Annotated in this window: 18 protein-coding genes and 1 pseudogene; 10 read left to right on the top strand and 9 right to left on the bottom strand. The window is 73.2% G+C overall.

Features of this window, described 5'->3' with window-relative positions:
• Nucleotides 1-11: 11 nt before the first annotated feature.
• Nucleotides 12-875 (top strand): fructosamine kinase family protein, encoded by an 864-nt coding sequence (locus OG272_RS04635; RefSeq protein WP_405892612.1) that lies wholly within the window; start codon nt 12-14, stop codon nt 873-875.
• Nucleotides 876-1,185: 310 nt separating this feature from the next.
• Here OG272_RS04635 and OG272_RS04630 read toward each other — a convergent pair whose 3' ends face one another.
• Both OG272_RS04630 and OG272_RS04625 read right to left on the bottom strand, forming a co-directional pair.
• Nucleotides 1,186-3,357, bottom strand: a complete 2,172-nt coding sequence (locus OG272_RS04630) for a hypothetical protein (protein WP_405892611.1) — start codon at nt 3,355-3,357, stop codon at nt 1,186-1,188.
• Nucleotides 3,358-3,528: 171 nt separating this feature from the next.
• Complete coding sequence (locus tag OG272_RS04625; RefSeq protein WP_326584836.1) at nt 3,529-4,146, bottom strand: TetR/AcrR family transcriptional regulator C-terminal domain-containing protein; 618 nt, start codon at nt 4,144-4,146, stop codon at nt 3,529-3,531.
• A 145-nt stretch (nt 4,147-4,291) separates the two neighbouring features.
• On the opposite strand from OG272_RS04625, the gene OG272_RS04620 reads away from it, so the two are divergent.
• Together OG272_RS04620 and OG272_RS04615 are read left to right on the top strand one after the other, a co-directional pair.
• A complete protein-coding gene (locus OG272_RS04620) occupies nt 4,292-5,773 on the top strand; it encodes an APC family permease (RefSeq protein WP_328222399.1) in 1,482 nt (493 codons plus the stop codon).
• Between the two features lie 50 nt (nt 5,774-5,823).
• A complete protein-coding gene (locus OG272_RS04615) occupies nt 5,824-7,395 on the top strand; it encodes an amidohydrolase (RefSeq protein WP_405892609.1) in 1,572 nt (523 codons plus the stop codon).
• A gap of 130 nt (nt 7,396-7,525) precedes the next feature.
• On the opposite strand, the gene paaK is transcribed toward OG272_RS04615, so the two are convergent.
• A complete protein-coding gene (gene paaK, locus OG272_RS04610; RefSeq protein WP_405892608.1) occupies nt 7,526-8,845 on the bottom strand; it encodes a phenylacetate--CoA ligase PaaK in 1,320 nt (439 codons plus the stop codon).
• A gap of 193 nt (nt 8,846-9,038) precedes the next feature.
• On the opposite strand from paaK, the gene paaA reads away from it, so the two are divergent.
• From paaA to paaE, 5 genes are read left to right on the top strand one after another with little or no spacing between them, the layout of a single operon-like run.
• Complete coding sequence (gene paaA, locus OG272_RS04605; protein WP_328222395.1) at nt 9,039-10,043, top strand: 1,2-phenylacetyl-CoA epoxidase subunit PaaA; 1,005 nt, start codon at nt 9,039-9,041, stop codon at nt 10,041-10,043.
• Nucleotides 10,040-10,336, top strand: coding sequence for a 1,2-phenylacetyl-CoA epoxidase subunit PaaB (paaB, locus tag OG272_RS04600; RefSeq protein ID WP_086785833.1), 297 nt, complete (start codon nt 10,040-10,042; stop codon nt 10,334-10,336). The genes paaA and paaB overlap by 4 nt, the downstream gene beginning before the upstream one ends.
• Before the next feature lie 10 nt (nt 10,337-10,346).
• Nucleotides 10,347-11,174 (top strand): 1,2-phenylacetyl-CoA epoxidase subunit PaaC, encoded by an 828-nt coding sequence (gene paaC, locus OG272_RS04595; protein WP_326584841.1) that lies wholly within the window; start codon nt 10,347-10,349, stop codon nt 11,172-11,174.
• Nucleotides 11,168-11,674, top strand: a complete 507-nt coding sequence (gene paaD / locus OG272_RS04590; RefSeq protein ID WP_328222394.1) for a 1,2-phenylacetyl-CoA epoxidase subunit PaaD — start codon at nt 11,168-11,170, stop codon at nt 11,672-11,674. Before paaC ends, paaD begins: the two co-directional genes overlap by 7 nt.
• The gene (gene paaE, locus OG272_RS04585; RefSeq protein ID WP_405892606.1) at nt 11,674-12,921 is read left to right on the top strand and encodes a 1,2-phenylacetyl-CoA epoxidase subunit PaaE; all 1,248 of its coding nucleotides are present in this window, start codon (nt 11,674-11,676) and stop codon (nt 12,919-12,921) included. The genes paaD and paaE overlap by 1 nt, the downstream gene beginning before the upstream one ends.
• A 177-nt stretch (nt 12,922-13,098) precedes the next feature.
• Here the strand turns inward: paaE and OG272_RS04580 are convergent.
• A pseudogene (locus OG272_RS04580) lies at nt 13,099-13,305 on the bottom strand (ABC transporter substrate-binding protein); the annotation flags it as partial.
• A 101-nt stretch (nt 13,306-13,406) separates the two neighbouring features.
• Nucleotides 13,407-13,895, bottom strand: coding sequence for an Lrp/AsnC family transcriptional regulator (locus tag OG272_RS04575; RefSeq protein WP_326584850.1), 489 nt, complete (start codon nt 13,893-13,895; stop codon nt 13,407-13,409).
• Between the two features lie 258 nt (nt 13,896-14,153).
• Between OG272_RS04575 and OG272_RS04570 the strand changes: the two genes are divergently transcribed.
• Both OG272_RS04570 and OG272_RS04565 read left to right on the top strand, forming a co-directional pair.
• A complete protein-coding gene (locus tag OG272_RS04570; protein ID WP_405892605.1) occupies nt 14,154-15,641 on the top strand; it encodes an FUSC family protein in 1,488 nt (495 codons plus the stop codon).
• 269 nt (nt 15,642-15,910) lie between these two features.
• On the top strand, nt 15,911-16,963 hold the full coding sequence (locus OG272_RS04565) for a lactonase family protein (RefSeq protein WP_327731104.1): 1,053 nt from the start codon (nt 15,911-15,913) through the stop codon (nt 16,961-16,963).
• Nucleotides 16,964-17,080: 117 nt separating this feature from the next.
• Here OG272_RS04565 and OG272_RS04560 read toward each other — a convergent pair whose 3' ends face one another.
• From OG272_RS04560 to OG272_RS04545, 4 genes are all read right to left on the bottom strand, one after another.
• Nucleotides 17,081-18,004 carry a hypothetical protein gene (locus OG272_RS04560; protein ID WP_326584853.1) on the bottom strand — a complete coding sequence of 308 codons (924 nt, stop codon included), beginning with the start codon at nt 18,002-18,004 and terminating at the stop codon, nt 17,081-17,083.
• 193 nt (nt 18,005-18,197) lie between these two features.
• Nucleotides 18,198-19,175, bottom strand: a complete 978-nt coding sequence (locus OG272_RS04555) for an N-acetylglucosamine kinase (protein WP_405892603.1) — start codon at nt 19,173-19,175, stop codon at nt 18,198-18,200.
• Complete coding sequence (locus OG272_RS04550; protein ID WP_327731106.1) at nt 19,172-19,849, bottom strand: uracil-DNA glycosylase; 678 nt, start codon at nt 19,847-19,849, stop codon at nt 19,172-19,174. The genes OG272_RS04555 and OG272_RS04550 overlap by 4 nt, the downstream gene beginning before the upstream one ends.
• 187 nt (nt 19,850-20,036) lie before the next feature.
• On the bottom strand, nt 20,037-21,122 hold the full coding sequence (locus OG272_RS04545) for an exo-alpha-sialidase (protein ID WP_327731107.1): 1,086 nt from the start codon (nt 21,120-21,122) through the stop codon (nt 20,037-20,039).
• Nucleotides 21,123-21,192: the final 70 nt, after the last annotated feature.

Below are 21,192 nucleotides of genomic sequence, written 5' to 3'. Positions count from 1 at the left end.
AGGTGGTCGCCGTGGCCGATCGCACGGCACCCGGTGCCCTGGCGGCGCGGCTCACCGGCCGCTCGGCGACCGGTGAACGCCGTCTGTCCGGGACGCTCGCCGAGGTCACCCTCGACGACGGCCGCCTGGTGCTCGTCAAGCTGGGCGACGGGCCCGGCGCGGCCCGGGCCGAGGCGGCCGGACTGCGCTGGCTCGCCGAGGCGGGCACGGTCCGCGTTCCGACGGTGTACGGCCACGACGGGCGCCGCCTGGTCATCGACCTGGTGGAACAGGGGGCACCGAGTGCCGCGGCGGCGGTCCGCCTCGGCGCCGACCTGGCCGCCCTGCACACCGCCGGCGCGCCCTCCTTCGGCGCCCCACCGCCCGGCGGCCCGAGCGAGGCGTACATCGGGCGCGCCCCCATGCGGAACGTCCCCGGCACCGACTGGCCGGTCTGGTACGCCGAGCACCGCGTACTGCCGTATCTGCGCCGCGCGGTCGACGACGGCACCGTCCGCCCGGCCGAAGCCGCCCTGATCGAGGACGTCTGCGTGCGGCTGCCCGACCTCGCGGGCCCCGACGAGCCGCCCGCCCGGCTCCATGGCGACCTCTGGAACGGCAACGTCCTGTGGGGCGCCGACGGCCACGCCCGGCTCATCGACCCGGCCGCCCACGGCGGTCACCGGGAGACCGACCTGGCGATGCTCGCCCTCTTCGGCTGCCCCCACCTGGGCCACATCCTCGACGGCTACCAGCGGGCGGCGCCCCTCGCCGACGGCTGGCAGGACCGCGTCGGACTGCAGCAGCTCTTCCCGCTGCTGGTGCACGCGGTGCTCTTCGGCCGCGGCTACGCGGAACAGGCCCTGGAAACGGCTCGGGCGGCGCTCGCGCGGTGAGCGCGGGCGCCGCCCGGAGCGACGTCGACGGCGAGGAGGGCGAGAGGACTCGTCGCGTTTAAGCCGCTTTCACGGCGGAGGAGAAGGAAGCCCTCTCATGGCCTCGCCGTCGGCAACGCTACCAGTCGGCCCGGGACCGGGTCGCGCCGATTTTCCGGGCGACGGTCCGGCGGCGCACACGAGAACCGGGAGGCGCCGCGCGGGCGCCTCCCGGTCGAAGTCGAGGGCGAGGAGAGCGAAAGGACTTGATTCATGTGAAGTGAAGGAGAAGGAAGCCCCTTCATGGCCTCGCCGTGCGCAACGCTAGCACTCAGCCCGGGATCAGGTCGCGCAGATTTTCGAGGGTGATGACCCGGGAGTCCGGGTGCAGCCCCTCGGGGCGTTCGAGACCGATGTACGTCACGGCTTCGTCCGGGACCCGCTCGCCGTCCCACAGGTCCATGACCGTGGTGTCCTGGGACATCAGGTCGATGAGGTACCCGACCGTCAGCTGCTCGCGCTCCACGAGGGCGCGCACCACCTTGGACACCGAAACCTGGTTCTCCTCGACCCGGTTGGCCTCCGAGATGCCCTTCAGATACAGATGCAGCCACTTCGCGTGCCACCGGCCGTCGTCCCCGCGCCGGAACACCAGCGGCAGTGCCACCCGGCCCACTCCGCGCAGCTCCGACTTCGTCCGGACCGTGCGCGGCTCGAACGGCCGGCCCTTCTGCTCACCGTCACGCACCATGAAGCCGAAGAACGACTCCTCGACCTCCTCGAAGCCCTCGCCGCAGTAGATGTTGACCTGCGGAACGATGAACGGGCCGCGCACCCGGTCCAGGGACAGGTTGATGAATTCCGACGCCCCGTCGGGCGCCTCGGTGACATCTCCCGAGTGCTCGCCCCCGACCGCCGTGAGGGACGTGTAGGAGAGCCAGGAGTCGGTGCTGTAGTCGGGGTGCAGAAGCAGCGCCGACAGGTCGTAGTCGGTCCGGTGCTCGGTCTCCTTCCAGTACACGAAGAAGCGCAGCTGTTCGCCCTCGACCGCCGAGACCGAACCCCGCGGCAGCACACCGAGCCCGGCCGCGGTCGCCCGGCCGCTGAGCGGGAGCGCCACGTCGAGGACGTCGGGGTCGAGCAGCAGCCGGTACGGCGCCGGGAGCCGGCGGCGCAGCTCGGCGTCGAGGGCGGCGATCAGCCGGTCGCGGTCGGCCGCCGGCACCGGCGGCCGGAGGTCGGGGGTCACCCAGGCGCGGCCCCGGCGGTTGACGAAGATGCGGGGTTCGTCGCTCTCCCGCTCCCGGTTGTGGAAGTGCTCGCGCACCGAGAGCACGACCCGGCCGGAGACGCCGGGTGCGACCTCCACCGCGGCGGCCACCACCGCGTCCCGCTCCGCCTGGTCGGCGGCGATGCGCAGCAGGAGGTCCAGGGCGCGGAACAGCTTGCCGGGAGCGGACTTCAGCAGCTTCACGGCACCGAGCACGTCGAACCCGTCGAGCAGCTTCTCGACCCGGCCGCCGAAGGACGGCGCCTCCTTCTCGCCCCGCGCGACGGCGAACACGTCGGCCGCGTGCGGCCAGCGCGGGTACTCATGCGGGTGGAGACGCTCGCCGAGCCGCTTGAAGGGCTCCCGGTGCGCGTGCACATCGGCGAGCTTGGCGGGGTTCGCCGCGACCACGGCGTCGAGGCCCGCGAGCAGCGCCCGGCGGACCGGCCGCGACAGCGCCCGGAACCGGGTCGGCTCCTGGAGCGTCACGTCGCCGCCCGACAGCGCGCAGGCCAGCCGCAGCACATCGGTGACGGTGTCGAGGAGGAGGTCCGCGCCGACGCCGAGCCGGGCCTCGTTGACGACCGCCCGGTTCTCCCGCACCGGGATCCGCTCCGGCTGGGGGCCGAGCGCGCACCGCCCGGCGAGCGTCCTGAGGTCGCGCAGGTGCTCCTCGCCCAGCGGGGTCGTGCTGCCCGCCAGCGACAGGTACAGGTCGGTGAGTTCGTCGTCCAGGTCCCGGCCGAGGTGTAGGACGGTCACCCGGTCGCCCGCCGAGGCGATCAGTTCGTCCTGCGCCGCGAGCATCTCCTCGTAGGTGTGCTGGTACCGGCCGTACGTGGGGAGGCTGAGCAGGTCCAGCACCCCGTTCGCCAGCTGCGTCAGCACGTTCTCGCGCGACTTCTCGTCGCCGAGGGCCTGCGCCACGCACCGCGTCCAGAACTCTTCCGTGTCCGGCACGTTCGCCGGGAAGTCGATGAAGTAGGAGTTGTGCCGGACGTGGTCGCCCACCATCTCGCCCACGATGCGCAGCGTCCGCCTGGCGGTGTGCAGGACAGCGGCCTCGGACAGCCCGGACAGCCGCTCCAGCAGCTCCGCCGAGAGCTTGAAGCCCACGTTCATGAGGGCGGCGTCGAACTGCCGCGCGGCGGCGGTGCCTTCGCCGACGGACCCCTTGGGGACGGGAAGGCGATGGGTGTGCCGGATGACCAGCGATTCGGGACTCTGCGCCATTCCGGGATGATCGCAGAGGTGTGCGAACCGGCGCACGGGAGTTTCCCGTACGCCGCCCGGTCCCGCACTCTGTACGCCGCCCGGTCCCGCACTCTGTACGCGGCCCGGTCCCGCACTCTGTACGCGGCCCAGTCCGGCACTCCGTACGCGGCCCGGTTCGCACGTGTCCCGCTACGCCCGCGCGTACGCCTCCAGCCTGCGCCGCGCGTGCGCGAGGAAGCCGTCTAGGGCGAGTGCGAAGGCGTCGTCCGCGCGACCGTCGCCCACCGCGTCCAGGGCCTGCGCCAGGCGCGGGGTCGCCGACTCGTCGGTGATCTCCCACATCGCCACAGGAGCGGCGAGGTCCAGGGCCGAGCCCAGGACGACGTTCTCCAGGGCGACCAGCACCGGCATCACGTCGGGGAGGGGGAAGCCGGCGTCGAGGAGCAGGGTGACGGCCCGCTCGTACTGTTCGAGGACGCGCGGGGCCCGTACCGGGGAGGTCATCAGCAGCGGGACGGCCCGGGGGTGGGCCGCGAAGGCGGCGCGGTAGGAGCGGGCCCAGGCGGCGAGGGCCTCGTCCCAGGGGTGCAGGTCCAGGGCGGTGACGTCGATGCCCTCCGCCACCCGCTCGCGCAGCAGTTCGACGATGCCGTCCCTGCCCTCCACGTGGTGGTACACCGAGCCGGTCTGCACCCCGAGCCGCCGCGCGATCTGCGGCACGCTGAACTCGCCCTGCGCGTCGAGGAGTTCCAGCGCGGTGGTGGTGATGCGCTCCCTGTCCAGCAGGGGTGTGCGCGGCCGTCCCATGGTGTCCGTCCCCTCCGGGGTCTTCCCAGTAGTCCGAGGAGAAGGCTACATTGCGAAAACCGAAAGCCTTTAGGTTTACGGGCTCGGTCATCCCGCACGGCCCGGTCCCCTCGTCCCTGCCCGCAGCCAGAAGGGTTTTCCCCTCATGACTGTCACCCCTGACGCGACCGCCACCGGCCCGGCGGAGAACGCCGCCGCCCCGGCCCCGTCCCTCCGCTCCGGCTCGCTCGGCACCACCGACATCGCCTTCTTCGTCGTCTCCGCCGCCGCCCCGCTCACGGTGATGGCCGGCGTCGCCCCGCTCGCCCTCCTGATGGGCGGCATCGGCGCCCCCGTCGGCTACCTGCTCGCCGGCCTCACCCTCGCCGTCTTCGCCGTCGGCTTCACCACCATGAGCCGCCACGTCCGCAGCGCCGGCGCCTTCTACGCGTACATCACCCGAGGCCTCGGCCGCCCGGCCGGCATCGGCGCCGCGCTCCTCGCGCTCATCGGCTACAACAGCATGGAGATCGGCGTCTACGGCCTCCTCGGCACCGCCACCCGGGACACCGCCCGTTCCCTGTTCGGCGCCGACATCCCCTGGCTGCCCGTCTCCCTCGCGGGCCTGCTGCTCATCGGCTGGGCCGGCTACCGGTCCATCGACTTCGGCGCCAAGCTCCTCGGCGTCCTGCTCGTCGCCGAGACCGGCATCCTCGTGCTGCTCGCCGGAGGAGTACTGACCAAGGGCGGCGCCGACGGCCTCTCCCTCGCCTCCTTCGCCCCCGACAACGTCATGGTGCCCGGCATGGTGGCCGTCCTGGCCTTCGCGTTCGCCGCGTTCACCGGCTTCGAGTCGACGGTCATCTACCGCCGCGAGGCCCGCGACCCGGCCCGCACGGTGCCCCGCGCCACCTACCTCGCCATCGGCTTCCTCGGTCTGTTCTACGCCTTCATCGTGTGGACCGTGATCCAGGCCTTCGGCGACGCCCAGGTCATCGCGGCGGCCGGCGCCAACCCCGCGGACCTTTTCTTCTCCGCCATCACCACCTACGTCGGACCGTGGGCGGCCGACCTGATGCGCGTCCTCATCGTCACCAGCGTCCTCGCCTCCCTGCTCGCCTTCCACAACGCCATCAACCGCTACGGCCTCGCCCTCGCGGAGGAGGGGATCCTCCCCAAGGCCCTGGCCCGCGTCCACCCGCGCCACCGCTCCCCGTACGTCGCGGGCCTCGCCCAGACCGTCCTCGGCGCCCTCGTCGTCCTCGCCTTCGCCGCGGCCGGCGCCGACCCGTACATGCAGCTGCTGCTGTGGGTGAACACCCCGGGCATGCTCGCCCTGATGCTGCTGCAACTGCTCGCCGCGCTCGCCGTGCCCTTCTACTTCCGGCGCGTCACCCACACCGAGGGCGTCCTGCGCACGGTCGTCGCCCCCGTCCTCGCCGCGGCGCTCCTGACCGGCGCCATCACCCTGGTCGTCAGCCACCTCGACCAGTTCACCGGCGCCTCCACGACGGTCAACACCTTCCTCGCGGCTCTCGTCCCGGCCGTCCTGGTCATCGGCCTCGTCCTCGCCCGGTGGCTGCGCCGTTCCCGGCCCGAGGTCTACGCGGGCTTCGCCGCCGAACCACCGGCCCGGACCGCCGACTGACCCCGCCCCAGCCGACCGCCGTCCCGCTCACCACCGGAGGAGACCTCTCCATGCCCACCGCCGACCTCGTCATCACCGGCACCCACGTCCGCACCCTCGACCCGCGACGGCCGTACGCCACCGCGGTCGCCGTCCGCGACGGGCTGATCGCCGCCGTCGGTGAGGCCTCGGACGTACGGGACTGGCGCGGGCGGGGCACGGAGGTGGTGGACCTGGGCGGCGGCCGGCTGGTGCCCGGCCTGGTGGACGGCCACAGCCACCCCGTGTGGGGCCTGGACATGGCCACCGGCATCGACCTCACCGCCGTGACCGACCTCGACGGACTGCGCGCCGCGCTCACCTCGGGGCGACGCGTCGACGGCTGGGTCATCGGCTACGGACTGGACCACAACGCCTTCGGCGGCCGGACCATCGACCGTGCCCTCGTCGAGGACGTCCTGGAGGGCGCCCCCGCCTTCCTGCGCCTGTACGACGGCCACTCCGCCCTCGTCAGCGGGGCCGCGCTGAAGGCCGCCGGCATCACCGGGCCGCGCGCCTTCGCCCAGCGGTCGCACATCGCCGTCGACACCGACGGGCGGCTGACCGGCCACCTCGTCGAACACGCCGCCATGGAGCTCCTCCAGCCCGTCATGCCCCGGCCGTCCTACGCCGAACGACGCGCCCGGCTGGCGGAGTTGCTGGACGGCATGGCGGCCACCGGCCTCACCGGCGCCCATGTCATGGACCTCGGCGACCTCGACCTGGTGGGCGAGGTCGCCGAGGAGTCGGTACTGCCGCTGCGGCTGCGCTTCGCACCCTGGTGCATGCCCGGCGCCGACGCGGACGACCTGGCGGAACTCGTCGCGCTCCAGGGCCGGGGAGGACGGCACTGGCGGGTCGGCGGGGTGAAGTTCTTCATGGATGGCACGGTCGAGGGCGGCACCGCCTGGCTCGACCATCCCGACTGCCACGGCCAGGGCACCGACGCGTTCTGGCCCGACCCGGCGGCGTACGGCGAAGCCGTACGGCGGCTGCACCACGCCGGGGTGCGTACGGCGACACACGCCATCGGGGACGCCGCCGTACGCCACGTTCTCGACACCGTCGCCTCCCTGGGGCCCGGCGGGCGGCTCGCGCATCGCGTGGAGCACGTCGAGTCGGTGCCGGACGAGCTGGTGGCGCGGTTCGCCGAGGTGGGGGTCATCGCGTCCATGCAGCCGCCGCACACCGACTTCACCCGGGCCGATCTGTCCGACGAGTGGTCGGTGCGGCTCGGTGAGGAGCGGGCCGTGCGGGCGTGGCGGCTGCGTGATCTGCGGGACGCGGGTGCGGTGGTCGCGCTCGGGTCGGACTGGCCGATCACCCACTACGACGCGCGGGTCGTGCTGGCGACGGCCAGGGAGCCGAAGGGCGCGGCGTCCTCGGGGGCGGGACTCACGGGGGTGCAGGCGCTGGAGGGCTGCACCAGCCATGCGGCGCTCGCGGCGGGCGAGGGGGATGTCGTCGGCCGTATCGCCCCGGGGCTGCGGGCTGATCTCACCGCCTTGGGGCTCGACCCCGTGGAGGCGCCCGCGGACGAGGTCGCCGATGCGCCGGTGCTGCTGACCGTGACGGGTGGGCATGTTGTGCATCGAGGGCTCTGAGCGCGGCGCAGCGGCGCCGCACGAGGGGAGAGCGCCGTTCCGCTTGCCGTCGGCCTGCCGACCGCGGGCCGTCGGTGGCCGGTCGCGCCGTTCCCCGCGTCCCTGACCTGGTCGGTGTGCTGCCCGGTCGTCAGATCTCGGCGTCGCGGAGGTCCTTGACCCGCTTGAGTTTGCCGACCGAGCGCTCCAGGGTCTCCGGATCGACGATCGTCACCTCCACCGTGACGCCCACACCGTCCTTGACCGCCTGGGTGATCACCGTGGCCGCCGCCTCCCGCTGGTCGGGGGCCGTCCCCGCCCGTGCCTCGACCCTGACCGTCATGTGGTCCATGCGGCCACGCCGCGTCAGCTGGATCTGGAAGTGCGGGGCCACGGCCGGCGTGCGCAGCACGATCTCCTCGATCTGGCTGGGGAAGAGGTTCACGCCGCGCAGGATGATCATGTCGTCGCAGCGGCCGGTGACCTTGCGCATCCGGCGGAAGGCGGGGCGGGCGGTGCCGGGCAGCAGCCGGGTCAGGTCGCGGGTGCGGTAGCGGATGACCGGCAGGGCCTCCTTGGTGAGGGAGGTGAAGACGATCTCGCCCTCCTCGCCCTCGGGGAGGACCGTGTCCGTGAGCGGATCGACCACCTCGGGGTAGAAGTGGTCCTCCCAGATGTGCAGGCCGTCCTTGGTCTCCACGCACTCCTGCGCGACACCCGGGCCGATCACCTCCGACAGTCCGTATATGTCGACGGCGTGGAGACCCGTCCGCTCCTCGATCTCCCGGCGCATCTCCTCCGTCCACGGCTCGGCCCCGAAGATGCCCACCCGGAGGGACGTGGAGCGCGGGTCCACGCCCTGCTTCTCGAACTCGTCGAGCAGCGTCAGCATGTAGGAGGGGGTGACCATGATGATCTCGGGGCGGAAGTCCTGGATCAGCCGCACCTGGCGGGCCGTCATGCCGCCGGAGGCCGGGATCACCGTGCATCCCGCGCGCTCGGCCCCGTAGTGCGCGCCGAGGCCGCCGGTGAACAGGCCGTAGCCGTAGGAGATGTGCACCTTGTGTCCGGGGCGCCCGCCGGCGGCCCGGATCGAGCGGGCGACCACGTCCGCCCACAGGGAGAGGTCGTTCTCCGTGTAGCCGACGACCGTGGGGCGCCCGGTGGTGCCGCTGGAGGCGTGGACGCGTCGTACGTCGGACATGGGGACGGCGAACATGCCGTAGGGGTAGGTGTCCCGCAGGTCGGCCTTCGTGGTGAAGGGGAACCGGGCCAGGTCGTCGAGAGAGCGGCAGTCGCCGGGGCCGACCCCGGCCGCGTCGAACTTCTTCCGGTACAGCTCCACGTTGTCGTACGCGTGCCGCAAGGTCGCCCGCAGCCGGTCGAGTTGGAGCTCCCGCAGTTGCTCCTGGGTGAGGCGCTCGCCGTCGTCCAGCAGGTCGTGGGGGAGCGGATCGCCCAGGCTGCTCATCGCGACTCCTTCGTGCCCACGACCCCGTGAGCCGACCGACCATTCGGTTGCTGTGCGTCACCTCATGAAATCCAGCGGGGTCGCCGCCTGTCAAGAAGGTGCTGATCGCGGGAGGGGCGTGCGGGTCTTGCCCGTCCGCGCGAATCGCGTCACACTGGTACCGAACGAATGGTCGGTTGGGAAGCTGGTTTCGATGACGACGACAGACTCCGCCGGGGCGCCGTCCCAGGACGCCGAGGGGACCCCGGACACCCAGGACGCGCTGCAGGAGCACTTCGACGCGACGATCGCGCGGGACCAGCGGATCGAGCCGCGCGACTGGATGCCGGAGGGCTATCGCAGGACGCTCGTCCGGCAGATCGCGCAGCACGCGCACTCGGAGATCATCGGCATGCAGCCGGAGGGCGAGTGGATCACCAAGGCGCCCTCGCTGCGCCGCAAGGCGATCCTCTTCGCGAAGGTCCAGGACGAGGCGGGCCACGGGCTGTACCTGTACTCGGCGGCCGAGACCCTCGGCGCGGACCGCGCGGACCTGACCCGGCGCCTGATCGAGGGCCGTCAGAAGTACTCGTCGATCTTCAACTACCCGACGGCGAGCTTCGCCGACGTGGGGGTCATCGGCTGGTTCGTGGACGGTGCGGCGATCTGCAACCAGGTCCCGCTGTGCCGGAGTTCGTACGGGCCGTACGCGCGCGCGATGGTGCGGATCTGCAAGGAGGAGTCGTTCCACCAGCGGCAGGGGTACGAACTGCTGCTGACGATGATGCGCGGCACCGACGCTCAGCGCGAGATGGTGCAGGACGCGGTGAACCGCTGGTGGTGGCCCTCGCTGATGATGTTCGGCCCGCCCGACGACGCCTCGCCCAACTCCGCGCAGTCGATGGCCTGGAAGATCAAGCGGCACAGCAACGACGAGTTGCGGCAGCGGTTCGTGGACATGACCGTCCCGCAGGCCGAGAAGCTCGGCGTGACGCTCCCCGACCCGGAGCTGCGGTGGAACGAGGAGCGTGGCCGGCACGACTTCGGCACCCCCGACTGGGGCGAGCTGAAGCGCGTGATCACCGGCGACGGGCCGTGCAACGACCAGCGGATGGAACGGCGGCGGACCGCCCACGAGGAAGGCGCCTGGGTGCGCGAGGCGGCCACCGCCCACGCGGCCAGGCAGAGCGAGCGAGCCCGGAAGGGGACGGCGGCATGACCGGCACGAACAAGGGCGACTGGCCGCTGTACGAGGTGTTCGTCCGCGGCAAGCGCGGCCTGAACCACGTCCACGTGGGCTCGCTGCACGCCGCCGACGACCAGATGGCCCTCACCCACGCCCGCGACCTCTACACCCGCCGCAACGAGGGCGTCTCCCTCTGGGTCGTGCGCTCCGAGCACATCGCCGCCTCCACCCGCGACGAGAAGGACCCCTTCTTCGAGCCCAGCGCCGACAAGGTGTACCGCCACCCCACCTTCTACGACATCCCCGACGACGTCCCGCACATCTGAGGAGCAGGGTATGAGTGACGACCACGTCTACCTGACCCTCGCCGAGGGACACGAGGACGACGCGCGCTGGGCGTACGGCACCGGCTTCGAGGACCCCCTGCACGGCGTGGACACCACGGTGCCCGAGGGCGTCGACGCCGGTGAACTGGCCGCCGTCTGCGTGGCCCTCGGCGACGACGCCCTGGTCTCCGCCCAGCGACTCGCCGAGTGGACCACCCGCGCGCCCGAGCTGGAGGAGGAGGTCGCCCTCGCCAACATCGGCCTCGACCTCCTCGGCCAGGCCCGCCTGCTGTACTCCCGCGCCGGGCAGGTCGACGGCACGGGGCGCGGCGAGGACGCGTACGCCTACTTCCGCGACCCGGAGGACTTCCGCAACGTCCGCCTCGCCGAACTCCCGGGCGGTGACTTCGCGTTCTCGATCGTGCGGCTGCTCGTCCTGTCCAGCTGGCGCCTCGCGCACTTCGAGCGGCTGGTCGCGCACCCGGACCCGGTGCTCGCGGCGATCGCGGCGAAGGGCGTCAAGGAGCTGACGTACCACCGGCAGTACGCCGCCGAGTGGGCCGTGCGGCTGGGGGACGGCACGGAGGAGTCGCACCGGCGCGTCCGCAGGGCCATGGAGCAGGTCGCCCCGTACTTCGGTGAGCTGTTCACCGCCTGCGACGTACGGGACGAGGTCGCCGCCGTGCTCCGCCAGGTCACCGAGACGGCCGGGCTGCCCATGCCGGTGTACCGGCCGCTCCCGGGCGCCGGCCGCGGCGGCGACCACACCGAGCATCTGGCGCCGCTGCTCGCCGAGTTGCAGAGCGTGGCCCGCGCCCACCCGGAGGCGACATGGTGACCACGGCGACCGAGGCGCGGCGCGCCCGGTACATCGCCGAGCAGGTGCCGGACCCCGAGCTGCCCATGCTGACCCTCGCCGACCTCGGCGTCCTGCGGGACGTCGAGCTGACCGAGGACGGCACGGTGGTCGCGAGCCTGACCCCGACCTACTCCGGCTGCCCGGCCATGGCCGAGATGCGCGCCGACGTGGCGGCCCGGCTGCGCGCGGCCGGCTACGCCCAGGTGGAGATCCGCACGGTCCTGTACCCGCCGTGGACCACCGACTGGATCACCGACACGGGCCGCCGCAAGCTGACGGAACACGGCATCGCTCCACCCGGCACGGCACCCCGAGGCGCGGTCCCCCTCCTGCTGTCACCCACCCGGCGGTCGGTCGGCTGCCCCCGCTGCGGCTCGGCGGACACCGAGGAGACCTCCCGCTTCGCCGCCACGTCCTGCAAGTCCCTGTGGCGCTGCCGCACCTGCCGCGAGCCGTTCGAGCACGTCAAGGAGATCTGATGAAGGGCCTCAAGGAAGAACCGACGGGAGGCCTGCGGGGGGAACCGGCGGTCGCGTCGGAAGGCCGGGCCACCTCCGCCGCTGCGGCCCCCACCGCCTCAACCGCATCCGATGTCTCCGCCCCGGCCGCCTCCGGCGGTCCGGGCTCGGCCCACGCCACTCTCGCCGCGGCGGTGCGCCCGCGTCGCCGCCCCGCCTTCCACCGCCTCCGCGTCGCCGGCGTACAGCCGCTCTGCGAGGACGCCGTCGCCGTCGGGTTCGAGATTCCGGCGGAACTGGCGCAGGAGTTCGCGTTCGTGCCCGGGCAGTCGCTGACGTTGCGGCGGGAGATCGAAGGACGCGACGAGCGGCGCTCGTACTCCATCTGCTCCCCGGCCGGTTCGGCGCCGCGTATCGGGGTGCGGGTGGTGCCGGGCGGACTGTTCTCCTCGTGGCTCGTCGAGGACGTACGGCCCGGCGACACCGTCGAGGTCATGGGCCCCACCGGGTTCTTCACCCCCGACCTGGGCACCCCCGGCCACCATGTGCTGATCGCGGCGGGCTCCGGCATCACCCCCATGGTCTCCATCGCCGAGTCGGTGCTGGCCGCCGACCCGCGTTCGACCGTGACCCTCTTCTACGGCAACCGCCGCAGCGGCACGGTGATGTTCGCCGACGAACTGGCCGACCTGAAGGACCTGTACCCGGCCCGCTTCCAGCTCGCCCACGTCCTGTCCCGTGAACCCCGCGAGGCCGAGGTGCTCTCGGGCCGCCTCGACGCCGATCGGCTCTCGGCGCTGATCGGCTCCCTGGTCGACGTCGACACGGCGGACCACTGGTGGCTGTGCGGCCCGCACGGCATGGTCCGCGACGCCCAGCGGGTCCTGGCCGGACTCGGCGTGCCCGCCGGCCGCGTCCACCAGGAGCTGTTCTACGCCGACGACGAACCCGTACGGGAGGTCCGGCACGAGGAGGCCGCCGTCGAGGGGCCCGTCAGCGAGGTCACCGTCACCCTCGACGGCCGCTCCACGACCGCCGCGCTCTCCCGCGAGCGCAGCATCCTCGACGGCGCCCAACGCACCCGCCCCGACCTGCCCTTCGCCTGCAAGGGCGGTGTCTGCGGCACCTGCCGGGCCCTGGTCACCGACGGCAAGGCCGACATGCGCCGCAATTTCGCGCTCGAACCGGCCGAGGTCGACGCGGGCTATGTCCTGACCTGCCAGTCGTTCCCGGTCTCGGAGACTCTGACGGTCGACTTCGACACGTGAGTTGTGCGGAGGCCCGCTGAGCCGAGGGCGGGTTGCCGGGTGCGGGTGGGTGGGGCTTCTCGCGCGGTTCCCCGCGGGCCGACAAGCACGGGGCGCAGCCCCTGCTTGTCAGGGGCGCGGGGAACCGCGCGACCAGCCCCCACCCACCCGCGGCCACCACACAGCCCCAACCCGCCGTCAGCCCCGATGCAACCGCTCCACCAAGACATCGATCACCAGCGGCGTACGCGGCCCGAAGCTGAGCAGCACCCCGTCCTCCAGGTCCACCACCCGGCGGTCCATCCCGGCCGGGGTCTCCCTGATGCCGGGGATCTCCACGAGCCCGTCGACACCGCCGACCGACTCGAGTCCCTTGCTCATCATGAGGATCACGTCGGGCTGGCTCGCCTCGTAGTAGTTCGGCTCGCTGTCCACGAGCGTTCCGTCGAGATCGAAGATGACCGTGGTGCCGCGGATGGTGCTCATGAACGCCAGGATGCCATCGGTCAGTTCCTCGCCGGTCTGCCCGCCGCCGAGCCGATCGACTCGACCAGCGGCGACAGCCGGTACGGCACGCGCTCCCTGAGCGCCACCTCCGTGCGCGTGCGCACGACGCCCGGCAGGCTGATCAGCGCCTGGATGACGTCCTCCAGGTGCGCGTTGTCCCGGGCCACGACCCGGGTCAGGAGATCGCCGCCGCCCGTGATCGAGAACGCCTCGATGATCTCCGGTACGGCCGCCAGCGCGTCGCCCACGTCGTCCAGGTGCCCCTGGGTCACCTCGATGTGCACGAAGGCGAGCACCGGGTGGCCGAGCGCGGCGGGGGAGAGTGACGGGCTCGTGCCGGTGATCACACCGTCGCGTTCCAGCCGGTCGAGGCGGGCCTGGAGGGTGCCCCGGGCGACGCCGAGGATGCGGGCGTACTCACGCACGCTGGTGCGCGGCTGGTCCAGCAGCAGCCGCAGGATGCGGGTGTCGAGCTCGTCGACGGCCATGGTCCGTTGGCCTCCCTCTGGCATTCGGTGATCATGGAAAACTGTACCAATGGCTCAGTGATTCGGGTGCCGGTTGAGCCATCAGCTCCTCTGGTGCTTTCCTACTGACCATCGATGGCGCCGCGCAGCGCAGGACGGCAATGAGGCCGGTCCGTGCCCGCGGCGCCATTTCCATGCCGGCGCGGCGTGGGCGAACGCGAAGGGCCCGTGCGGGCCGAAGCTGAACGGGAGAGGGGCGGGCGGCCGGCGGTGAAGAGGATGTTCATGGCTCCGGACCCGGGGCTGCTGCGGCTGCGGGTCTCGCTGCGGGCGGTGCTCGGCATCGGCCTCGCGGTGACGCTGTCGGAACTGGCGGGGCTGACGCTGACCGCCTCGATCACGGGCGGGCTCGCGGCGCTCCTCGCGCTGTTCACGGTCGCCGACCCGACGGTGCGCGGCCAGGCGGTCACCACCGCGCTGCTGCCCGCGGTGGGCTTCCCGGTCCTGGCCCTCGCGACGGTGCTGCACGACATGCCGGCGCTGCGGGACGCCACCTGGCTCGTCGTGATCTTCTGTGGCGTCCACGCCCGCCGCTGGGGACCACGCGGCCACGCGCTCGGCATCTTCGCGTTCATGACCTTCTTCGTCACCCAGTTCCTGCACGCCGTCCCCGGCCAGCTGCCCGAGCTGTACACGGCGATGACCCTGGCGCTGGCCGCGTCCTCGGCCGTGCGCTTCGGCGCCTGGTGCATCGAACGGCGCACCGCGCCGACGGCCGCCCCCGCCCCGGCCGACGGCCGCGGACTGGCCCGGGTCACCACCCGCCAGGCCTTCCAGGCGAGCGCCGCCTGCGCCTTCGCGATGGCCGCCGGGCAGGTCCTCTCGCAGGAACGCTGGTACTGGGCCGTCGGCACCGCCTGGTGGATCTTCGTGAACACCACCTCGCGCGGCGAGACCCTGGTCCGCGGCTTCCGGCGCGTCCTCGGCACGGTCACCGGCATCCTCGTCGGTCTCCTGGTCGCCGTCCCCCTGCACGGCGCCCCGGCGCCCACGGCCGCGCTGGTCGCCGTCTGCGTGTTCGGCATCTTCTACACGGCCGCCGTGTCGTACTCCTGGATGATGCTCTGCGTCACCGTCATGGCGGGCCTGCTCTACGGCCTCCTCGGCGTCCTGGATCCGGCACTGCTCGGCCTCCGCCTGGCGCAGACCGGGGTCGGCGCGCTCGGGGCCGCGCTCGCCGTGGCGCTGATCCTCCCCGTCACCACGGACGCCGTCACCGACCGATGGGTGCGGCGGGCCCTGCACGCGGTGCACGGCTGCACCGCGACGGCGGCCCTGCGCCTGGCGGGAGACGCCGACGCGGACCCGGCGCCGCGCGTGGCGGAGTTGGAGGCGCTCCTGGGGCGCGTACGGCTGTCCCTCGCGCCCCTGGTCCACCCGCTCAACCCGCTGCTGCCGCGCAAGGAACGGGCCCGCCGGGTGCTCGCGCTGCTCGACGACTGTGCCCGGGAGGCCCGCGGCCTCGCCGCCGTCGCCGCCGACCCGGACGCCTCCCACGACGCCCGTCTCACCGCCGCCTGCCGTCGTGTCGAGTCGGCCGTCGAGGCCCTGGTCGGCGCGGTGCCCGAGCGCCCCGCGCCGGCGCACGCGGCCACGTCCGGTCATCACCCGCGCGCCGACCAGGCCCTTGCCCACCTCCATGCCCTGGAAGGGGCCCTGGCGGAACTGGCCCACCCCCTGCACGGCTCCTCCCCGGCCCGCGCCTGACCTCAGGGTCCTGTCGCGCAGTTCCCCGCGCCGCTGAAAAGCATGGGTGGCGCCCGGAGCCTTTAGGGGCGCGGGGAACGGCGCGAGCAACCACACCCAACCCGCACCCGCCAACTCACCCCACCCCCCGAGCTCGATGGCGTGCGGGGTCGAAGGGGCGTCGGCCCCTGGGGGGATGGGACGGGTAGGGGCGGCGGGGGCGCAACCCCTCTGGTCTAGACCTACTGCTACCCTCGCCCGCACAAGAGCCACCGGTGAGGGGACGGACGATGGCACCAGCCACGACGACACACGGCAGGAGACGACGGGCCTACATCGGGTCGTTCACCTCGGCGGGCGGCCTCGGTGTCCTCGTCGCCGCCGTGGACGAGGGGAGCGGCGCGCTGACCGTCCTCGGCGGCGCGGACGACGTCCCCGACCCGTCCCACCTCGCCCTCTCACCGGACGGGGGCACGCTCTACGCGGTCAGCGAGCGACCCGAGGGCGCCGTGGCCGCCTACCGGGTGACCGGCGACAAGCCCGAGTTGACCGGGCCCCCGGTGGCGGTCGGCGGCGGTCCCACCCACCTCTGTCTGCACGCCGGCCATGTGCTGACCGCCGACTACGGTTCCGGCGGCGTCACCGCCGTCCCCCTGCGCCCCGACGGCACCCTCGCGGCCCCGGCGTCCGGAACACTCCGGCACACCGGATCGGGGCCCGACCCCCGTCGCCAACAGGAGCCGCACGCCCACCAGGTGCTGCCCGCCCCGAGCGGCCGCCGCTTCCTCGCCGTCGACCTCGGCACGGACTCGGTGCGGGTGTGCGCCCTGGAGGACGGCGTCCCCGTCGTGCGCCACGAGACGGCGCTGCCGCCGGGCTCGGGACCGCGCCACCTCGCCTTCCACCCGGGTGGGCCGGACGGGTCGTACGTCTATGTGCTGAACGAACTCGCCCCCACGGTCACCGTGTGCCGCTGGAACGCCCCTGACGGGCCGCTGGAGGCGCTGGGAGAGACCCCGGTGCTCCAGAACGCCCCGGAAGGCGACGCGTACCCCTCGGGCGTCGTGGTGTCCCCCGACGGGCGTTTCGTGTGGACGGCCACCCGTGGCACGGACGTGCTCTCCGTGCTCGCCGTCGTGGAGGACGGGCTGCGTCTGGTCACGACCGTGCCCTGCGGCGGCCACTGGCCGCGCGCCCTCGCCTACGCGGCCGGGACGCTGTACGTGGCCAACGAGCGCTCGGGCGACGTCACCTGGTTCACGGTCGACCCGGACACGGGTGTACCGGTACGAGGCGGTTCGATCGAGGCGCCCGCCGCCTCCTGCGTCGTCCTGGACGTCTGATCCGGACCCCTGCCAGTGGGCCGCGCGGTGCGGCACGCGTACGGCCGAGGGCCCGCTCCTGCGAGAGGAGCGGGCCCTCGGCCGTACGGGTCGCGGTCCGGGATCGGTGCACCGGGCTCAGCGGACCGGCATGCCCTGCGGCTGCTGCGGCGCGATGCCGAGTGCGGTCGTGTACTTGCCGAGCGCCAGCTTGCCGATCGCCGGGTAGGGGCCGAGCGCGTCGGCGGCGGAGCAGCCCGCCTCCGTCGCGGCCGCCTCGATCAGACCGGCGTCGATCTCCGGCCCTATCAGGTACGGCGCGAGCGCCAGCTGCTGGGAGCCCGAGGAGCGCAGCTGCTCGGCCACGGAGGTGATCGAGCCCTCCTGGTCGAGGGCGGCGGCCATCACCGGCACGGCGAGCCGCGCGGCGAGCAGCATGCCCGTGATCCCGGCGGCCTGCACGGCCTCCTCGCCGCCCACGGTGGCCAGGACGATGCCGTCCGCGGCGGTGGCGACGGTGAACAGCCGGGCCCGGTCGGCACGCGCCAGACCGGCCTCGGACAGGCGCACGTGCAGCGCCTCGGCGAGCAGCGGGTGCGGGCCGAGGACATCGGTCAGCTCGGCCGCGATACGGCTCTCCATGACGGCCTGGCGGACCTGGCGCAGCGTCGCGCTGTCCGGGCCGGCCAGCAGCGGCACGACGACGGCGACGGGGCCGTCCGGCTCCTTGACGTCCAGGCCGGCGGCGCGCGCCTGCTCGTATCGGGCGGTGCGCTCCTCGGCGGCGCGCGTGAGCACGGACTGCAGCGTGGGGAACTCGTCGGCACCGCCGTCGACGTAGCCGATGCGGGCGTCGAGGCCGGGCAGCTCGGAGCGCGCGATGCTCACGACCTCCTCGGCGAGGCTGCGCGTGGCGGCGCTGGGCGTGCCGGGCACCGCGAGGACGAGCGCGGGCGCGCCCTCGGGAGCCGCCAGCGGCTCGGGACGGCGGTGCCGCCCGGGCTGGCGGGGTCGCGGCATTCGTACTGGCAGGCCGGACGCGGGCCCAGTGGGGGAACTCATGGCGCCGCATGTTACTGGCTTCTTGGGCTCCCCTGTTCGGGGAGGGTGCAGGTGAGCGGTATCCGTCCTGATTTGTCTGATGAGTTACGTGCCGATCAGGACCGATCAATACCGCATTTATCTGCTGAGCGGTGTTCTTGGGGGTGCACGGTGATGTTTGTCCGACAGGCTGGATTGCTCCCTGTTTCAGGTACTACTTTTCGGCCACCGCGTACAACATCCGCTCGTCGTAGGGCAACCCGAGTCCGCCACCCGCCCAGGCGACCGCGATCCGCACGGCACCGACCAGCGGATCTCCTTCCGCCGGCACCAGCGGCGCGTGCGGCAGCCGCTTGGCCAACTCCGCCCTCAGGGGGACGAGGAGCGGGTCGCCGAGCTTGAACAGGCCGCCGGTCAGGGCCACTCGGGGCTCGCCCGAGGCCGGGCAGACGGCGGCCGCCGCGTCGGCCATGTGCCGGGCCGCCTCGCGCAGGATGCCGGCCGCCACCGGGTCGTCCTCGGTGCGGGCGGCCACCTCGGGCGCGAAGGACGCGAGGACCGCCGGACGGTCGGGCCTCGGGTAGACCCGGCCGGGAAGCCCGTCCATCGGGCCGAACACCTCCTCGGCGCGTGCCAGCAGCCGGGCCGAACCGCCGGTGCGCCCGTCGTACGCCCGCAGCGCCGCCTCCAGTCCGGCGCGCCCGATCCAGGCCCCGCCGCCGCAGTCCCCGAGCAGATGGCCCCAGCCGTCCGCCCGACGCCACCTGTCCAGGTCCGTGCCGATCGCGATCAGCCCCGTACCGGCGACGATCACCGCGCCCGGCCGCGCGCCGAGGGCGCCGGTGTACGCGGCGACCGCGTCGGCGACCAGCGCGACCCGGCCCACCCCCAACTCGCGCGTCAGCGCCGACGGCAGCTCGGCGCGCAGCTGCTCGCCGAGCGTCGCGAACCCGGCGGCGCCGACGGCCACCGCGGCCGGGCGCTCGCAGCCGGCGGCGTCGAGCAACCGCCGGGCCAGGGGGAGCAGCAGCTCCAGCAGATGTCCGGTGTCGATACCGCGCGCGCCGGTCGGCACCGCCTCCCCGGACGCGACCGGCTCGCCGAGCACCTCGGTGCCCCGGGCCAGCACCGCCCGCAGCCCGGACCCACCGGAGTCCACGGCGAGCACGACGGGGGGCGCGCCGCCCGTCATGGCAGACGCCAGTCCACGGGAGCGCCGCCCTGGCGGGTCAGCAGGTCGTTGGCGCGGCTGAAGGGGCGGGAGCCGAAGAAGCCGCGGTCGGCGGACATGGGGGAGGGGTGGGCGGACTCGATGGACGGCAGGTCGCCGAGCAGCGGACGGAGATTGCGGGCGTCACGGCCCCAGAGGATGGACACCAGGGGGCGACCACGCGCGGCCAGCGCTCGTATCGCCTGCTCGGTGACCTCCTCCCAGCCCTTGCCCCGGTGCGCGGCCGGCTTGCGCGGGGCCGTGGTGAGCGCCCTGTTGAGCAGCAGCACACCCTGCCGGGTCCAGGGCGTCAGGTCACCGCTGGACGGCTGGGAGAGCCCCAGGTCGGTGTTCAGCTCCCGGTAGATGTTGAGCAGGCTGCCCGGCAGCGGCCGGACCTCCGGGGCCACCGAGAAGGACAGCCCCACCGCGTGCCCCGGTGTCGGATAGGGGTCCTGCCCGACGATGAGGACGCGGACCTCGTCGAAGGGCTGCTGGAAGGCCCGTAGGACGTTGGATCCGGCGGGGAGGTAGGTGCGTCCCGCGGCGATCTCAGCGCGCAGGAAGTCGCCCATCTCGGCGATCTTCCCGGACACGGGTTCCAGGGCCTTCGCCCAGCCCGCTTCGACGATTTCATGCAACGGTCGTGGTGCCACGGCGTCACCCTACTGCCGTAACGGTCGTGACGATCAACCGGCGGTCCGCAGGTGATCGATGACGACCGTTCCGGTGCCGAACGCGGCCGTTTCCGGGCCGACTTGGCGGACGGTACGGGCGGCCCGCGGACGACGGAGACCGCCCGGAGAGCGACGCGAACAACCGGCTTCCCCCGTTCCCGGCCACTCAGCCGACGACCGTCGCGCGCACGCACAGCACGTCCGGCAGGTGCGACAGCAGCTGCCGCCAGCTGTCGCCGTCGTCGGCCGACGCGTACACCTCGCCGTTGCGGTTGCCGAAGTACACGCCGGCCGGGTCCGCGTCGTCCGTGCACATCGCGTCGCGCAGCACCGTGCCGTAGTGGTTCTCCACCGGCAGCCCCGCCGACAACGGCTCCCAGCTCTTGCCCGCGTCCGCCGTGCGGAAGACCCGGCAGCGGTGGTCGGCCGGGACGCGGTCGGCGTCGGCGTTGATCGGGAACACATAGGCGGTGTCCCCGCGGTGCGGATGGGCGACCGCGGCGAACCCGAACGTGGAGGGCAGGCCCTCGCCGATGTCCTCCCAGTGCGCGCCCGCGTCGTCGCTGCGGTACACGCCCCAGTGGTTCTGCAGGTACAGCCGGTCGGGGGTCGCCGCGTCCCGGGCCACCTTGTGCACGCACTGGCCGAACTCCGGGTTCGGGTCCGGCAGGAACACCGCGGAGACACCGGAGTTGGACGGCGACCAGCTGTCTCCGCCGTCCTCGGTGCGGAACACCCCGGCGGTGGAGACGGCCACGGTCATCGCGCGCCGGTCGCGCCGGTCGGTGAGGATGGTGTGCAGCCCCTCGCCGCCGCCACCCGGCACCCACCTGTCGCGGGTCGGGTGCTCCCACAGCGGCCGTACCAGCTCGAAGGTCTCCCCGCGGTCCTCGGAGCGGTACAGCGCGGCCGGTTCCGTGCCCGCGTACACCACGTCCGGCTCGGCGGCCGAGGGGTGCAGCTGCCACACCCGCTCCAGCGAGGCGCCGGTGTCCTTGGGGAACTTGACGGCGGGCCGGGCGGGTTCGGTCCAGGTGCGGCCGAGGTCGTCGGAGTGGAAGACGGAGGGGCCCCAGTGGGCGCTGTCGCCGCCGACGAGCAGCCGGGGGGTGTCCGTACGGGTGTCGATGGCGATCGCGTAGACGGCCTGCGCGTTGAAGTACGGGCTTTCGTCGAACTCCCAGGCGCCTTTGCGGCGCCGCCCGATGAACAGCCCCTTGCGTGTGCCCACGGTGAGCATTACGTCAGCCATCTCGGCCACCTCCCGGACATCGTCGTCCCAGTCACCGGCCAGTCTGCACCCCACCACTGACAGTCACCCT

Source organism: Streptomyces sp. NBC_00104, from assembly GCF_045160825.1.
GTDB lineage: Bacteria > Actinomycetota > Actinomycetes > Streptomycetales > Streptomycetaceae > Streptomyces.
This window is presented reverse-complemented; position numbering and strand designations above follow the sequence as displayed.